The organism is Enterococcus wangshanyuanii (assembly GCF_002197645.1).
Lineage (GTDB): Bacteria > Bacillota > Bacilli > Lactobacillales > Enterococcaceae > Enterococcus_L > Enterococcus_L wangshanyuanii.
Window position 1 is genome coordinate 347073 of sequence record NZ_CP021874.1, and the last position, 16866, is coordinate 363938.

The 16866-nt window shown below is 33.3% G+C and carries 13 protein-coding genes; 11 read left to right on the forward strand and 2 right to left on the reverse strand.

From position 1 onward, the window contains the following. The first annotated feature begins 23 nt into the window (after positions 1-23). On the forward strand, positions 24-875 hold the full coding sequence (locus tag CC204_RS01610; RefSeq protein WP_088268505.1) for a MetQ/NlpA family ABC transporter substrate-binding protein: 852 nt from the start codon (positions 24-26) through the stop codon (positions 873-875). 47 nt (positions 876-922) lie between these two features. On the opposite strand, the gene hemH is transcribed toward CC204_RS01610, so the two are convergent. Next, complete coding sequence (hemH, locus tag CC204_RS01615; RefSeq protein WP_088268506.1) at positions 923-1870, reverse strand: ferrochelatase; 948 nt, start codon at positions 1868-1870, stop codon at positions 923-925. A 296-nt stretch (positions 1871-2166) separates the two neighbouring features. Here hemH and sufC point away from each other — a divergent pair, with 296 nt between their 5' ends. From sufC to CC204_RS01665, 9 genes are all read left to right on the forward strand, one after another. Further along, on the forward strand, positions 2167-2937 hold the full coding sequence (gene sufC, locus CC204_RS01620) for a Fe-S cluster assembly ATPase SufC (protein WP_086279110.1): 771 nt from the start codon (positions 2167-2169) through the stop codon (positions 2935-2937). Positions 2938-2951: 14 nt separating this feature from the next. Next, complete coding sequence (gene sufD / locus CC204_RS01625) at positions 2952-4238, forward strand: Fe-S cluster assembly protein SufD (protein WP_088268507.1); 1287 nt, start codon at positions 2952-2954, stop codon at positions 4236-4238. Further along, positions 4235-5470 (forward strand): cysteine desulfurase, encoded by a 1236-nt coding sequence (locus CC204_RS01630; protein WP_088268508.1) that lies wholly within the window; start codon positions 4235-4237, stop codon positions 5468-5470. Before sufD ends, CC204_RS01630 begins: the two co-directional genes overlap by 4 nt. Next, positions 5457-5924 (forward strand): Fe-S cluster assembly sulfur transfer protein SufU, encoded by a 468-nt coding sequence (gene sufU, locus CC204_RS01635; protein WP_088268509.1) that lies wholly within the window; start codon positions 5457-5459, stop codon positions 5922-5924. The genes CC204_RS01630 and sufU overlap by 14 nt, the downstream gene beginning before the upstream one ends. Before the next feature lie 178 nt (positions 5925-6102). Further along, complete coding sequence (gene sufB / locus CC204_RS01645) at positions 6103-7497, forward strand: Fe-S cluster assembly protein SufB (RefSeq protein WP_088268511.1); 1395 nt, start codon at positions 6103-6105, stop codon at positions 7495-7497. Positions 7498-7807: 310 nt separating this feature from the next. Then, positions 7808-10591 carry an AAA domain-containing protein gene (locus tag CC204_RS01650; protein WP_088268512.1) on the forward strand — a complete coding sequence of 928 codons (2784 nt, stop codon included), beginning with the start codon at positions 7808-7810 and terminating at the stop codon, positions 10589-10591. Positions 10592-10611: 20 nt separating this feature from the next. After that, positions 10612-12012, forward strand: coding sequence for an ABC-three component system protein (locus CC204_RS01655; RefSeq protein WP_088268513.1), 1401 nt, complete (start codon positions 10612-10614; stop codon positions 12010-12012). Then, a complete protein-coding gene (locus CC204_RS01660) occupies positions 12005-12724 on the forward strand; it encodes an ABC-three component system middle component 1 (protein ID WP_088268514.1) in 720 nt (239 codons plus the stop codon). The genes CC204_RS01655 and CC204_RS01660 overlap by 8 nt, the downstream gene beginning before the upstream one ends. After that, on the forward strand, positions 12714-15026 hold the full coding sequence (locus CC204_RS01665; protein ID WP_162288311.1) for an AAA family ATPase: 2313 nt from the start codon (positions 12714-12716) through the stop codon (positions 15024-15026). Before CC204_RS01660 ends, CC204_RS01665 begins: the two co-directional genes overlap by 11 nt. A gap of 243 nt (positions 15027-15269) precedes the next feature. On the opposite strand, the gene CC204_RS01670 is transcribed toward CC204_RS01665, so the two are convergent. Then, on the reverse strand, positions 15270-15539 hold the full coding sequence (locus tag CC204_RS01670) for a hypothetical protein (RefSeq protein ID WP_088271629.1): 270 nt from the start codon (positions 15537-15539) through the stop codon (positions 15270-15272). Between the two features lie 829 nt (positions 15540-16368). Between CC204_RS01670 and CC204_RS01675 the strand changes: the two genes are divergently transcribed. After that, positions 16369-16557: a hypothetical protein gene (locus CC204_RS01675; protein ID WP_088268516.1), complete on the forward strand. Its 189-nt coding sequence runs from the start codon at positions 16369-16371 to the stop codon at positions 16555-16557. The last annotated feature ends 309 nt before the right edge of the window (positions 16558-16866 follow it).

Here is a 16866-nt window from a genome sequence, read left to right on the forward strand (position 1 = left end):
GAAAATAATTGGAGGAAATAAAGATGAAAAAGAAATTATTCGGTTTAGCAGCATTGGCAGTCGTTGCAGTTAGTTTAGCAGCATGTGGTGGCGGAAATAGTAAAACAGATGAAAGTAAAACTGCGGGATCAGACAAAGAATCTTCTGTTTTAAAAGTCGGCGCATCTGCTTCTCCACACGCAGAAATTTTGGAGCAAGTAAAACCAATCCTTAAAAAAGAAGGCATTGATTTGGAAATCGTTCAATTCGATGATTACATTTTACCAAACAAAAACTTGGCAGAAGGCGATATCGATGCAAACTACTTCCAGCATATTCCATACTTCAATCTACAAGTAAAAGAAAACAACTATGATTTCGCCAATGCAGGCGGTATCCATATCGAGCCAATGGGCTTATACTCAAAACGTATCAAAGATATCAAGGATTTGAAAGATGGCGCAACGATCATCACCTCTAACTCAGAATCAGACTGGGGCCGAATCATCACGATTTTACAAGATGCGGATTTAGTAACGGTCAAAGATAGTGTTGATTTAGAAACAGCAACATTTGAAGATATCGACAAAAACCCTAAAAACTTGAAGTTTATTCATAACATCAACCCTGAAGTCTTAACAACAACGTATAACAATGATGAAGCCGACCTTGTTGCAATCAATGCCAACTTTGCATACAGTGCAGGCTTGAATCCATTGAAAGATTCTGTCTTGCTTGAAAAAGACAACTCACCATATGTGAATATCGTTGCAGTTCGTTCAGAAGATAAAGATAGTGATAAAATCAAAAAATTGGTCGACGCCTTGCATAGTAAAGAAATCCAAGACTGGATTCTTGAAAAATGGGATGGCTCAGTGAAACCTGTAGATAAATAAGTAAATCATTAAAAACCTGAAAATCGCAATGATTTTCAGGTTTTTTCTTAGTTATTTTTCTCAATAAGCTTTGCTAAAATGTCCACAAAAATAGGATCATCATTAAATGGATGGATATAGTGAAATTCTTTGCCACCATTATCCATAAAGTAGCTATAATTTTCTTGCTCGATTTCTTCGATCGTTTCTAAACAATCAGAGACAAACCCAGGTGTGATGATTAGAATACTTTTGTCGCCTTGCTTAGGTAAATCTTTCAATGTTTGATCAGTAGCTGGTGTTAACCACTCAGCCGGACCGAACTTTGATTGGAAAGTACTGATGAAAGGATGGTCACCTACTTTTTCCATGACAGCTTGTGTTGTTTGCTGGCAATGTTCTAGATAATGGTCGCCTTTCGCAATATAAGAAACGGGGACACCATGATAAGAAAATACAATCTTATCAATCTTTTTTTCGGATAAAATTTGGTTTATTTGTTGTGCTAAAGCTTCAATATATAGCGGCTCATCATAAAATGATTGAATAAAATGTACCGTAGGAATCACTTCAGCCTTCAAATAAAATTTTGCAACTTCATCAAAAATTGGCGCAGTCGTCGTTCTCGAATACTGCGGATAAAGTGGAATGATCGTTAAATCAGTCACGCCAAGATCGTGCATTTCTTTTAAAACTTCGGGGATCAAAGGCTGACTATAACTCATCGCGTAGCGCACAACTTGATCAGGAAACTTTTGCTGCAGCTGTTCCGCCTGTGCTTTCGTGTAAATGAGTAATGGAGAGCCTGAATCTTGCCAAATCTGTCGATAAAGAGCTGCCGATTTTTTTGGCCGTGTGCGTAAAATGATCCCATGTAATACAGGCAGCCAGATGCAGCGGTTGGTATCAATGACACGATGATCACCTAAGAAACGCTTCAAATAGGCACGAACTTCCTTTGTTTCTGGTTTATCAGGTGTTCCTAGATTGACAATGAGTATTCCTTTTTTTGACATATAAAAACCTCGCTTTATTGGCAGGACAAAAGCTAACTTTTTTCCAGTCAATATTCTTCTAAAATCGTGATAAATTATCTCACAAAGAAGCAGGAAAATCAAAAGCCATTTTTCCTTTTAGATGCGCTAAAGAATCATAGTCATTTTAGAAAGATTCTAAATAAGTCCATTTTTTCACAAAGAAAACCTCTAGTAATTAAGAATTATTCTAGTAAAGAGATTGCTTATCATTCTCAATTAGGATAAAATGAATGAGAACGATAAAATAATTATTTTTAAGTTGGAGGGAATTATACATGTCCGTTTTAGAGATTAAAAATTTACACGTATCAATCGAAGATAAGAAGATTTTAAAAGGTGTGAACCTGACCATGAAAACAGGAGAGATCCACGCGATCATGGGACCAAACGGAACAGGTAAATCGACATTATCTGCTGCGATCATGGGAAATCCAAACTACGAAGTCACAGAAGGTGAAATTCTTTTTGATGGCGAAAATGTCTTAGAACTTGAAGTAGATGAACGTGCGCGTTTAGGTCTATTTTTAGCGATGCAATACCCAAGTGAAATTCCTGGTATCACAAATGCTGAATTCATGCGTGCGGCGATCAATGCCAAACGTGACGAAGATGACAAAATTTCTGTGATGCAGTTCATCAAAAAATTAGATAAAAAAATGGAACTACTAAATATGCCGGAAGAAATGGCTGAACGTTATCTGAACGAAGGCTTCTCAGGCGGAGAAAAGAAACGAAATGAAATCTTACAATTATTGATGCTAGAACCAACTTTTGCGATCTTAGATGAAATCGACTCTGGTTTAGATATCGATGCTTTAAAAGTTGTCTCAAAAGGTGTGAATGAAATGCGCGGCGAAAACTTTGGTGCATTGATCATCACTCACTACCAACGTCTATTGAACTACATCACACCAGATGTGGTGCATATAATGATGGAAGGACGTGTCGTAAAAACAGGCGGCGCTGATCTTGCAAAACGTTTAGAAGCAGAAGGCTATGCTGGAATCAGTGAAGAATTAGGTATCGAATACAAAGAAGAAGCGTAAGGAGGACAAGATAAATGAAAGATATCACAACAGCAAATTATCTTGACGACATCAAAGCTTTTTCAGCACGTAACGAAGAACCCTCATGGATGACGGACTTGCGCGCAGCGGCTTTAGAAAAAGCTGAACACTTAGAATTACCAAAGATCGAACGGGTGAAATTTCACCGTTGGCCTTTGTTTAATGTAAATACAGACGAATATTCACCACAAGCGATGAATATTCCTAGCTTTGATGCAATGAAAGACAATCCAGTCATTGTACAGCAAGGATCGATCACAGCATTTGAACAACTTTCAGCAAAATTAGCTGACCAAGGCGTGATCTTCACTGATCTGTTCACTGCGATGCAGGAACATGGTGATCTAGTCAAAGAATACTATATGACAAAAGCTGTGGAGATGGATGAAGACAAGCTGACAGCTTTCCATACAGCGTTTATGAATAGCGGTGTGTTCTTATATGTACCCAAAAATGTTGTGATCGAAGAACCGATCGAATCGATCTTTATCCAAGATTCAGATAGTGAACAACCCTTCTTCAAACATGTTTTGATCATTGCAGATGAGCATAGTGAATTCAGTTATTTAGAACGATTCCAAACGATCGGTGAACGTAAAGCAAAAGTTTCGGCAAACATCGTTGTTGAGGTGATTGCCAAAGCTGGCTCAAAAGTGAAGTATTCAGCAGTCGATCAATTAGGTGAAAACCTTTCGACTTATATGAACCGCCGTGGTCATATCATGCGCGATGCCTCAGTTGACTGGGCGATCGGTGTTATGAATGATGGCGATGTGGTTGCTGATTTTGATTCTGACTTAGTAGGCGAAGGCTCTCACTCAGAAGTCAAAGTTGTGGCAATCAGTGCCGGCAAACAAACACAAGGAATCGATACGCGTGTAACCAATAAAGCGTCTCATTCTGTAGGGCACATTTTACAACACGGAGTTATTCGTGAAAAAGGAACATTGACCTTCAACGGAATCGGTCATATCTTAAAAGGGGCTAAAGGAGCAGATGCGCAACAAGAAAGCCGTGTCTTAATGCTTTCTGACAAAGCGCGCGGTGATGCGAACCCAATTTTATTGATTGATGAAAATGAAGTAACTGCAGGACATGCGGCCAGTGTTGGTCGTGTCGATCCAGAAGAAATGTATTATTTGATGAGTCGTGGTCTGCGCAAAGAAGAAGCAGAACGTTTGGTCATTCGTGGTTTCTTAGGCTCAGTGATTACAGCGATACCGGTCAAAGAAGTCCAAAAAGAATTTATAGATGTTATTGAAGGGAAGTTGAATGCATGATAAACGCAGATAAGATTCGGCAACAGTTTCCCATCTTGTTTCAAGAAGTAAATGACGAGCCGCTTGTTTATCTGGATAATGCAGCAACAACTCAAAAACCCAAAGCAGTTTTGGATAGACTGACTTATTATTACGAACATGATAACGCCAATGTCCATCGTGGTGTGCATACTTTAGCTGAACGGGCAACAAAAGACTATGAAGCGGCTCGTGAAAAAGTTAGAGCCTTTATCAATGCCAAAGAAACAGCTGAAACATTATTCACGCGAGGCACAACGACCAGCTTGAACTGGGTCGCAAAAAGCTATGGTGATCTAGCCGTACAAGCTGGTGATGAAATCGTGATCTCTTATATGGAACACCATTCAAACATCATTCCGTGGCAGCAATTAGCCGAACGTAAAGGGGCAACGTTGAAATACATCGATATTACAGCAGACGGCTTTTTAGATATGGAAAGCGCGAAACAGCAAATCACGGACAAAACCAAGATCGTTTCTATCGCTCATGTCTCTAACGTCTTAGGCGTGATCAATCCAGTTAAAGAACTAGCTGAATTAGCGCACAGTCATGGTGCTGTCTTAGTTGTCGATGGTGCCCAAGCGGTACCGCATATGCCAGTGGATGTTCAAGCAATTGACGCAGATTTTTATGCATTCAGTGGGCATAAAATGTGTGGTCCGACTGGAATTGGTGTATTATATGGAAAACGTGAATTACTAGATCAAATGGAACCCATCGAATTCGGTGGAGAAATGATCGATTTTGTGAATTTGTATGATAGTACATGGAAAGAATTGCCATGGAAGTTCGAAGCAGGAACGCCAAATATTGGCGGCGCAATCGCATTAGGTGCCGCAATCGATTTTCTCAATGAGATCGGTTTGGACAATATCCATCAACATGAAGCAGAATTAGTAGAGTATGTATTGCCAAAACTATTAGCGATCGAAGGTCTGACGGTTTACGGACCACAAGATCCTGCGCATCATACGGGTGTGATCGCGTTTAATTTAGATGGACTGCATCCCCATGATACAGCGACAGCTTTAGATATGGAGGGTGTGGCAGTTCGGGCAGGACATCATTGTGCCCAGCCATTACTGAAGTATTTAGACGTAGCAGCAACAGCTAGAGCAAGCTTTTATCTCTATAATACAAAAGCAGATGCGGATCGATTGATCGAAGCAATTTTAGCGACAAAGGAGTTTTTCCAACATGGCTCTCTCTAAATTAGATAATTTATACCGTCAAGTGATTTTAGACCATTCTAGCCATCCGCATCATCATGGAAGCTTGGATGCGTCAAGTCAAACAATCGAAATGAATAATCCGACGTGCGGTGATGTGATCGAATTACAGTTGGATATCCAGGATAATATCATCAAAGATATCGCTTTTAACGGCAGCGGCTGTTCGATCAGTACTGCAAGTGCCAGCATGATGACTGATGCAGTCATCGGAAAAAGCTTAACTGAAGCAGAGCAGCTTGCGGAAGATTTCTCCCAATTGGTGCAAGGCAATGAGGTATCAGATGAAGAAAAACTTGGTGATGCAGCGATGCTTGGCGGCGTAGCAAAATTCCCAGCACGGATCAAATGCGCCACATTAGCGTGGAAAGCATTAGAGCAAGCTGTGGAAAATGACGGACAAGGGACTGCAGGACAATTACACTCCGAAGAATAAAAATACAAATCAAGAGAGGATGGGACAGAAGTGCTTAACCCTGAGAAATAAGAAGGAATTAACGAAAATTGCTTTTCAAATTTTTGTTAATTTCAGCTTATTTCCGAAAGGGTTGCTTCTGCTCCCACCGTTTATTCGTATTTAGAGTTCGAACTTATATTTAAGGGAAGGTGAAATAATGAGCAACGTACCAGAGTTAGAAGAATATAAATTTGGTTTCCACGATGATGTGAAACCAATCTTCAGTACGGGAGATGGACTAACAGAGGAAGTCGTTAGAGAAATTTCACGTAAAAAAGAAGAACCAGAATGGATGCTAGAATTCCGTTTGAAATCATTAGAACAATTCAATAAAATGAAAATGCAGGACTGGGGACCAGATTTATCAGATATCGATTTTGATAAGATCAAATATTTCCAAAGAGCCAGCGACAAACCTGCTCGCGACTGGGACGATGTACCAGATAAAATCAAAGAAACCTTTGAAAAAATCGGTATCCCAGAAGCAGAACGTGCTTACTTAGCTGGTGCTTCTGCCCAATACGAATCAGAAGTGGTTTACCACAATATGAAAGAAGAATTCCAAAAATTAGGGATCATCTTTACCGATACAGATTCAGCGTTGAAAGAATACCCTGATTTATTCAAGAAATACTTCTCAAAATTAGTGCCACCAACAGATAACAAATTAGCTGCACTAAACTCTGCGGTTTGGTCCGGTGGAACCTTTATCTATGTACCGAAAGGCGTTCGCGTAGACGTCCCATTACAAACCTACTTCCGGATCAATGCGGAAAATACCGGACAATTTGAACGTACGTTGATCATCGTGGATGAAGGCGCAAGTGTTCATTATGTAGAAGGCTGTACCGCACCTACGTACACAAGCAATAGCTTACACGCAGCAATCGTTGAGATCTTCACGCATAAAGATGCCTATACACGTTACACAACGATCCAAAACTGGTCAGATAACGTATATAACCTAGTAACCAAACGTGCCAAAGCTTACGAAGGTGCAACCGTTGAGTGGATCGATGGAAACCTAGGAGCAAAAGCAACGATGAAATACCCAAGTGTCTATCTAGATGGAAAAGGCGCACGCGGCACGATGCTATCGATCGCATTCGCCGGCGAAAACCAAATCCAAGATACAGGGGCAAAAATGATTCATAACGCACCGAACACATCAAGCTCGATCGTCTCAAAATCGATCGCTAAAGATGGCGGAGAAGTGAACTATCGTGGTCAAGTAACCTTTGCCAAAGATAGTGCTGGTTCGATTTCACATATTGAGTGTGACACGATCATCATGGATGATAAATCGAAATCAGATACGATTCCGTTTAATGAGATCCATAACAGTCAGGTGGCGTTGGAGCATGAAGCGAAGGTTTCGAAAATTTCGGAAGAACAGCTTTATTATCTTATGAGCCGTGGTTTGTCAGAGCAAGAAGCAACTGAGATGATCGTTATGGGATTTGTGGAGCCGTTTACGAAGGAGTTGCCGATGGAGTATGCGGTTGAATTGAATCGATTGATTAGTTATGAGATGGAAGGCAGTGTAGGGTAACCTACAAATACAGGTCAGAAACGCTTTATTAATGGCGTTTCTGGCTTTTTGTTTTACCTAGAAATATAACTTACAACGGGGTCAAAAATTATGAAAGTCTATTTTTATAAACTATATTTTGGAATGGAACGTTTTAACCACTAAGTGGTCAATTTTAGAGTATACAACTTATTTTTATATAAGCAAAATTATTTTAATTCATTCTTATACAAATATGAATATATATGTATCTAAAAGTTGGTAATTGTAGTAATATAGTAGCATGTATTATTAACATATTTAATAAGTTTAAATATAAAGGAGTGGTGTTTTGAATATCCTTCAATTTTTACGTGAACGCGAACGCGACGGTAAAATGTTTGTTTTTGAATATACAAATAACAATGGACGTACTAGAACTCATGAAGTAAAAAAAGTAAATTTTATTTCAGATAATGGAAAATTGACAGGTTTGTTTGTTGGAAATAAAAATTTCAATTATTCTATAGAAAAAATGGAAGATTTAAGGCTTTTAGGACATCATTCTGAAATTGAAACACGTAGTATATCATCTAATAAGAAAGACAACAAGATGACAAAAAAAGCACCTGATTTTGGAAGATCAAAAAGAAAAAATTACATTTATTTAAATAAACTTACCCAGCAAATGATTGAAAAAAATATTTTAGAACATGGAATTAGTGAAGATGAAGGATTAAATTATAGTTTAAGTCATATTAAAAATGAAATTCTTAATGATGAAAAATCGATTTATAATAAAAAAGTTTTAAAAAAATTTTTAGAAGGGAACATGTCTGAAAGAAAGCTTACTATTGAACCAGAACTTATCCTTCCATTTACTTCAAACTTGTCTCAAAAAGAAGCAATAAAAAATGCATTAATGTATGATATATCTATTATTCAAGGACCACCAGGTACGGGAAAAACACAAACTATTTTAAATATCATTTGCAATTCAATTATAAAAGGTAAGAGAGTACTAGTTGTTTCAAATAATAATAGTGCAATTGACAATGTTAATGAGAAACTTAGTAATTTAGAGAACTTATTTAACTTTTCAGTTAGATTAGGAAGTAGTAAGCCTTATATTGAGACACTCATGAGTGAAATACACACAAAAATTATTAGAGATAGTAAACAAAATTTCCAAATAGATTCTAATCTTGAAAGAGTTAATTTGATAGATCTTAAGAGTGAGATAGATGAAAAAGAGAAGCAATTAGAACAATTAATTGATCAAAAAAATTTATTAAATGAGTTAAAAACACAAAAAAGACATATAGAAAAGAAGTTAGCAACTTACGGGAATGAAAAAATGGATATCGTAGTTAACAAATTTTTTACTTTTCCAAGCCAATTAAAGAATGAGATTAATTTTTTAAGAAAGCAAAGAACAAAACCAGCTAATATATTAAGTAAAGCATATTTTAAGTTAAGATTTTCAGCCCCTGCAGTCGATATTGAAAACTATACGTTATATCAGTGGCGTTTGGAAAAATTGTATGCAATAAAAATGATTAATTATTTAGAGAATAAAATAGCTGCAATTCCAATTATTGAAGAAGAACTTAAAAATAAATATGAAGAGTATAAAATTGAGTCACTTAATCAAATAAATGATTCTGTTAGACGTATTTTTCAAAATAAACAACAAAATATTTCGAAGATACTAGATACTTTAGAAAGTGATTTTGCTAAGTTTTCAGATATAAAAAAAGAAATTTTGGATACATATCCAGTTATTTTAACAACAATAGATTCAGTCGCATCTAATGTAGGTTATAGGAAATATGATATGGTCATTGTTGATGAAGCTTCTCAAACAAATATTATTTCAATATTACCAACTTTAAATACTGCAGAACAAATAGTCGTTGTTGGAGATTCAAAACAACTTTCTCATATTGTTGCTAATGAACTTAAAGAATATGATATGAAACTAACGAAATTATATGAAATAGACAATAATTATAGTTTTTCGAATACAAATTTTTTAGATTCAATAATGCATGTTTGTCAACCGCCAACGGTTCTATTAAAAGAGCATTACAGATGTGATTTTAATATTATTAATTACTGTAATAAAAAATTTTATGATGGAGAGCTAATTGTTTATTCAAAAAATTCATTTGTGGATAGTTTGAAAATAATGCCCTTGAATAAAGAGAAAAACTCAAGTACTGGGATAAGAAAAAATGGACAAAATAGTTATTTCAATAAAATTGAAGAAAGAGAAATTATTTTATATTTAAAAAATAATAAGAAGAATGTATCCGTAATTACGCCTTATGGAAAACAAGAAGAGAATTTAATCGCAGCTTTACCAGAATTGGAACATTGTATTGGAACTATTTATAAATTTCAAGGTAGAGAAAATAAGAGAGTATTACTTTCTACTGTTTTAACAAAAGAAAGTTCACATCTTCAAAAAAGTGACCTTTTAGGAAACCAGACAGTGAATGTTGCAGTTTCTCGAGCAGAAGAGGAATTAATTCTATTTACACATGACTATTTTTTTAAAGAAATGAATCATGGCTTAAAAGATTTGATTGAATATATTGAAACTTACGGAAATGTTCTTGAATCTAATGTTAATTCAATTTTTGCTTATTTGTACAAACAACTCCCATATTACAAAAAAGAAAAAGACTATGACAGTTTATGGGAAAAGCAATTACACAAAATTATGAAACAGGTACTACAAAAGTATCCTGGCTTTATCATTCAAATGAAATTACCTTTAGCTGATATTGCTAGAGATAAGGAATTTTTAGACTCTAACTTAGAATTGAAAAAGTTTGCTCTCAATAAAAATACGCATTTAGATTTTACTATCATCAGTGAACTTACAAACAAACCAATTTTAGCTATTGAATTAGATGGTAAATATCATGATGAATATGAACAACAAATTCGAGATAAAAAAAAGGATGAGATATTGGATTATCATAGTGTTCCAATTTGGCGTATTAAAAGTACCGATGCTATAGAAAAGGACGATATAAGTGAAAAATTACATAAATATATGTATGATGCCGAGTTAGAAGGAGAGCTTGACCATTTTCTTGAAGATAACAATTGGAAAATAAATTAATTGTAAAGGAAGGGTAAAAAGTGAAAAATGATGCGAGTGCTAGTTGGCATGGGTTTGAGTATCAAGGGAAAGTTACGCTTTATCAAGTGTTAAAACGAATTAATGATTTGCTTGAAGAAGGAAAATCAGAAGAGATTTCTAGGTATAGTTTTTTAGTTGAAGGTGAAGAGGATTTTGATATATATGAGGATAATGATTTAATCGAATTAAATCAAGTGAAGGCACAATATACGAAAAAGAATGTATCAGGATATATGGAAGCGATATTAAAATTATATGCTAGAAGTTCAGCAAAAAAAAATGAGACGGTTGAGTTGGTTTTCCATAGTGTAGTTGAAATAGTAGATTGGGGTGAAAAATTTGAAAATAGATATGAAATAGAACTACAAAAAATGAAAGAAAAGTATAATGAAAATAAATTAACCGATGCAGAAAAAGATATATATCTATATATGAAGAACATACCCTATAATAAAGTACAACAAAAAATTTGTAGACAAGAATATGAGAGTGGAAATAAAATAATTTATTACTGTCCATCCGATACAATTGAGGAATTGATTGAAAAAGAAATTAATAAAAACTTTGAATTGAATCATCGGGAAGAAAAAGTTGGTGATTCTGAAAAATACAAAATTCAGTTATTTTTCTTTATGGGAGATCATATTAGGCTTAGAGCCTCTAAAAATATTAAGCAGAAGAAAATTAGTTTTCAAGAGATTCAAGAATGTCTCAATAATGACAGCGTTTTAATTCCTGATGATAAATATTATTACGGACAGATTATCAATCGATTATGCAATGATTGCTTAGAAAACTATTGTAATTTTAAGTGCGAGCTCAGTGAGGTCTGCAAGGGAAATGCTAGTTGTTACTTAAACCAGACGTTATTCACCACCTTGAAAAATCTAGATTTAGAGGAGGCAATAAATGTAATTATTAAGATGTTTCCACATATTGTTATCAAGGATTATAACAAAGATAATTATAAAATTGACAAATATGGAATAGACTTTATTTATAAACAATTTTCGAAAAAATATTTTTATCATTTGATGAAATTTAACGATAATACTAAAAACTATTCAATGGTCTCTAATGATAAAATAATATATTATCCCACAGGAATGGTGGGCGATTTTGAATATCTAGAAGAATATAAAGCTGAGTTTAATAGAAATAAGGCTAATAAGTTATTTCCTATTGATATGATTTACGAAGTAAACTATTTAATTACCAAAAATTTAGAAACAGGAACAAGAAATATTGGCGATTTTTATAGCGGTAGATTAACGACAGATGAGGAATTTGATAGTGTAGATGAAAAGGAGCATGAAATTGGGAATAATTTAAAAAGGAATCAGTATATTCTTAATTTAAAAAAAATCGAAGATATAAGAGAGGATTTAGTAAATGAATGATTATTTAACACAAATATATACGCAACTATTTGCTGAACTAAATTATACTCAAGATAGTATAATTCCTAATTTCTTTTTTAATACTGAAAAGAATTCTTTCTATTGTTGCTCTATTATTAACGAAACTGAGAATGAAGCACTAGTAGAAAAATGGATGTCAGAACAAAAAAGTCTATTTCAAACAGTCATGGAAAAACAAGGAAATCCCCAGAGGGTTAAAAATAATACTACGCATTTAGTCTTTTACCTTACGGAAAATGAAAATAATAACTTTGTTTATGAATTAGAAGAAGATGAATACTATTTCAAGAAAAACGTTATTGTTCTTGATCATAGTGAAATTAAAGATTTCAAAAATCATTTTACTGATAGTCTATTTGAAACCTATAAATTATTTTTAGAAAATACAGTGGATACTCATAACCTTTTTGAAAATTATAAAAAGTATGGAAAAAAAGATTTCTACTCAATGATTTTAAAATTCTACATTAAAATCCCCTCTTTATATTTATCTAAATCTGTTTCTTCTAATGAGCTTGAAACATTAAAAGAATCGATAGAAAAAAATTTAGTAAAAGAGGATTTACTTAATTTTGTTAATCAACTAAATGAGAATATTGACAACTATATAAAAACTGATAAGGAACTCAAAAATATAGATGTTGAAACAGTTTTAGATATATGGATAGGAGAAAATGATGATGAAAAGTAAAATAAAATCCATTTCATTTGAAAACTTTAAATTATTTTCGGAAGAAAAAGAAGTAAGCATTCCAACAGACTCTTTATTCATTTTAGATGGACCTAATGGTTATGGTAAGACAACAGTTTTTGATGCTATCGAAATATTAATTAAAGGTGAAAGAAATCGTGAAAAAAGTTTAGATACGACTTATAGAGCTAAAAATAGAACTTTACCATTTGCTAATGATAAAAACAAAAAAATTATCATTACTGGTATTTTTGAAGTATGTGGAGAAAAACGTTGCTACTTAAGAGAATTTGAAGCAAATAGTAACAAAGGTGGTCACCAAAATGTAAAACAAGCAAGTAAGCTCTATAAAATCGAGAATAATGAAAGGCAGCCAATTCAGTCAGAAGAAATGTATCAAGAGTTAGGATTAAATGCAGATGGTTCAAACTTTAATTTATTACATTATGTTCAACAAGAAGAAAGTACTACTTTTTTGAAACAAAGTGAAAAAGGGCGGATGGATGAGTTAGGAAAATTGTTTAATACGGTTGAATCCGATGATGAGTTACAAAAAATAAGTACTGTAAGAAAGAGAGTAAGCAAATTAATCCAAGAATTAGAAGAACAATTAGAAGCATCTAAACAACGTAAAAAGAGTTTTTCAGTGGAGAGTGAAGGGAAGAAAATAGAACAAATAACTTTTATTCAATTATTTAATCAATTAGAATATAGTTGGGATAAGGAAAACTATATTTTTGAAGATTCTAAACATGTCAAAGAAATAATAGAAGAGTTAGATGAGTTAAAAAATTTAGTTAGTCATAAAAATGAATTTAATATCTATAAAAAAAATCGTCAAATTATGAATCTTGCTAGTAAAGAAACACTATTGAAATTATTGCTTGTTTCCCCAGATATTTTAAATAAGAAAGAGCCAATAATAACTATTGCTAATGAAGTAATCAAGAATCAAAGGTGGTTGGAATCCACAGATGATACCCAAAAAATTAATTGGCTTTTAGAGGAGCAATATGCTTATGCTTTTAAGTATATAGAATCTTCACTAGATTCATTTAAAGAATTACAAAATTCTATTTTGGAAAATAAGAAAAGTATTAACCTTAATGAGAAAATATTAATGAATTTACAACAAGCTAGAGAGAATTTGCATGGAAAACATCAGCAATTTATAGAGGATGAAAATCCAGAACAGATTCAATGTCCATATTGTGGAGAACCTTATTCCACAAAATCTTTAGAAGAAGCCTATCAATTAGCTAAAGAACTTTTTAAAAGCAATAATGTTTTGTCAGAAAAAGTTCTTTCTTTGGAAAAAGAACGTAGTAAAGAAATAAGAAAAATTGCTTCTGAAATGGAAAAATTTAATGAAAAACACCAAGGAGAAGTACTTCTTAGCAAATGGATGGAGGAAGGAAAAGGTGTTCAAGAAAAATTAGAGAGTAGCAAAAATTATTTAGAAAAACAAGAAATAATGTATTCAGAGTACCAGATAGATGAAACGAATATTGTTTCTGATGGAGAGAACAACCTCGATATTTTAAAAAATAAAATTCAAGCATTAATAATACTTTTAAGTGATGAGGTAGAAGAACAAATGCCTAAAAATGAAAAAGTATTTTCTAATTTGTTGAAAAATAATGGAGATCAATTAGATGAGCTAACAATTGAAAAGATTGAATCAAAACAGAAATATATTGAATATAGTTATTATGACAGTGAAAAAATAAGAAGAGAGAAAGAATATAAACTATATAAAGAATTGTATGAGAAAAACTCAAAAATGAATAAATTTAAAGAGAAAATTGATTCCGTATTCAATATTTATAATTTGCAGAAGAAAAATTATTTAGAGACGTTAATTTCAAAACTTGAAATTACATTGTATATCTATACAGGAAAAATAATTCAAAATTACCCGGGGGGATTAGGAGTATTTATGAGTATAGAATCAAATGGTTCCTACCTCAAATTTTTAGCAAATTATAATGATGATATTGATATTTTTTCGAAATTAAGTACAGGTCAATTAAGTGCCTTTGTTATTTCGCTAGTACTAGCAATGAATCGTAAATTTTCAACGAAAGAATTTTCATTACTATTGATTGATGATCCAGTACAATCAATGGATGAATTAAATGTGAGTGCTTTTGTTGATTTATTGAGAAATGAATTTAGTGATTATCAAGTAATTGTGTCTACACATGAAGAACGTATTTCAAATTTTTTTAAGTATAAGTACAGAATGTCTAATTTGAATACAGAAAGTTTAAATGTGCGAAAAGAATTGAATTCCAAATAATTAACTTTTCTAAAATTAAAACAAAAAATTATGAAATTTAAATATATATGTTTCTGGAATTTACGTGTTTTTAAAAAATAGTGTAACTGATGAGTTTTATCTATAGGAGCTCTTAATCTTATAGAAGTTTAAAACTATCAGATTTTTATAAGTTGTATTTGAACATTTTTTGAATAATTAAAAAGCTAAAATCATAAACAAATAGATTTTAGCTTTTTTTACTTCACAAAATTTGTTATTTTCCTACTTAACTTTCCCTCTCTGCATCATCCTACCCACAACTTCCTCACTCTCCTTCAAAACCTCCTCAAAATCCCCAGAAAACACCTGATACAACTGCTGACAAGAATAATACCGCATCCGCATATCCTTCTTATTCCTCGTAACCTTCCCATTAAAAAACTCATCCAAATAAACCAACGACTTCTGCCAAGACCGAAGCTTGATCAACTCACTCCGTACATCCAAAATATCCTGATAAGGGACTGCTTTCAAATTCTGTTCTTTACTCATCATTACACATCCATTCCTTTTTTGTGAAACCAAAAGGAAAATAAAAAACGATCAGACCTATCTGTGCCTCATCGTGTGCAATAGTTCGTCAAAGAACGCATGAAATCGCCAGAAAAATGAAAGAATCCACTAATACCCCTAGTCAAATCAATCAAAATTAAGTACAATAAAACATGCGAGTACTTTGGTACGCGCTATCGGCAACTCGATTATGCAGTTACTGCTGCTTATTCGGGGCCTTGCAACGTGATGCCAGTCAGGTTGTAAGGTGCCGTTTTTTATTTTTCTATTTTTAACTCCGTACACTGTAACTTTAGAAAAAACAACCATAGAATAGAAACAAAAAAAGCATTGGCACAATGTCCAATACCTGAATAAGTCAATAGTATCTCAAAGAAACCTAGCATTCTGTTCTAGTCGTAGCTTCAAAAAGAGACATGACAAAAAAGCTAGTGATTTGTTTACTATTGGCGTACTTGCGTAGACATTTACTGATGTTTTCAAGACCATTTCCGTTCAGTGCCAGCCAAACAAAAAGGTGCCAAGGATTAAATTGTCATAAAGTTGAGTGATGTTCTGAATCAGGACTTACTCAGCTTTTTTATTTCCATTCTATACACTAAGTATAAATAAATCGACAGAGAGAATCAAGGCGAACAGAGAAAAAAACAACCGAAAATTCGGTTTTGTTATAGGATACAATTAATCTTTAAATAATCCTGAAGCTTGAAAAACTAGGTTAGTGTGAAATAATAGGAATCATTTCCTTAAAGTTCACTCAAAATCTAGTATAATAGTAGTTAACTACGAATCAAAGGATGTGCTTGCTATGTCATTAAATATAGATAAATCAAAATTAACAATCATGGGTGTACAATTTGATTCCCAAAAAGACTTTAAAAGCGTCTGGTACGTTTTGAGCACAAATATGATAGAAGGCTGGGAGCCTGAAAAGCACGATGTAGAAGAGATGAAACAATACATTATCAGAAAAAAAGAGCAACTTCATAGAGGTTAGAATCGCTTAAATCATGGCGCTTCTGCCTTTTTGTTTTGATATCAAACAAAAAAGATATTGCTATATAAAGGAAAAATCGTCCACATTCCTCTTACTATTCTATCAATTAATCCAAAACAAATGGTACGATTTAAGTTTTTTTAACAAAACTAAACGGAATTTATTTTTTATATTGTCTGAAAATAAAGACAAAATGGTGTTATAATCAACTTGAGGTTGATAATGGATTGAATAAATAGTAGTTTACTGTAGAAATAGATATTGAGAAGTAGAGCAAGTCACTTTCAAGTAATTTAAACCGAAAGAAGA

What these genes read in the sequence shown, in the direction of transcription:
- CC204_RS01610 (WP_088268505.1), top strand. Translation starts at nt 24, where the DNA reads ATGAAAAAGAAATTATTCGGTTTAGCAGCATTGGCAGTCGTTGCAGTT.
- hemH (WP_088268506.1), bottom strand. Translation starts at nt 1,870, where the DNA reads ATGTCAAAAAAAGGAATACTCATTGTCAATCTAGGAACACCTGATAAA.
- sufC (WP_086279110.1), top strand. Translation starts at nt 2,167, where the DNA reads ATGTCCGTTTTAGAGATTAAAAATTTACACGTATCAATCGAAGATAAG.
- sufD (WP_088268507.1), top strand. Translation starts at nt 2,952, where the DNA reads ATGAAAGATATCACAACAGCAAATTATCTTGACGACATCAAAGCTTTT.
- CC204_RS01630 (WP_088268508.1), top strand. Translation starts at nt 4,235, where the DNA reads ATGATAAACGCAGATAAGATTCGGCAACAGTTTCCCATCTTGTTTCAA.
- sufU (WP_088268509.1), top strand. Translation starts at nt 5,457, where the DNA reads ATGGCTCTCTCTAAATTAGATAATTTATACCGTCAAGTGATTTTAGAC.
- sufB (WP_088268511.1), top strand. Translation starts at nt 6,103, where the DNA reads ATGAGCAACGTACCAGAGTTAGAAGAATATAAATTTGGTTTCCACGAT.
- CC204_RS01660 (WP_088268514.1), top strand. Translation starts at nt 12,005, where the DNA reads ATGAATGATTATTTAACACAAATATATACGCAACTATTTGCTGAACTA.
- CC204_RS01665 (WP_162288311.1), top strand. Translation starts at nt 12,714, where the DNA reads ATGAAAAGTAAAATAAAATCCATTTCATTTGAAAACTTTAAATTATTT.
- CC204_RS01670 (WP_088271629.1), bottom strand. Translation starts at nt 15,539, where the DNA reads ATGAGTAAAGAACAGAATTTGAAAGCAGTCCCTTATCAGGATATTTTG.
- CC204_RS01675 (WP_088268516.1), top strand. Translation starts at nt 16,369, where the DNA reads ATGTCATTAAATATAGATAAATCAAAATTAACAATCATGGGTGTACAA.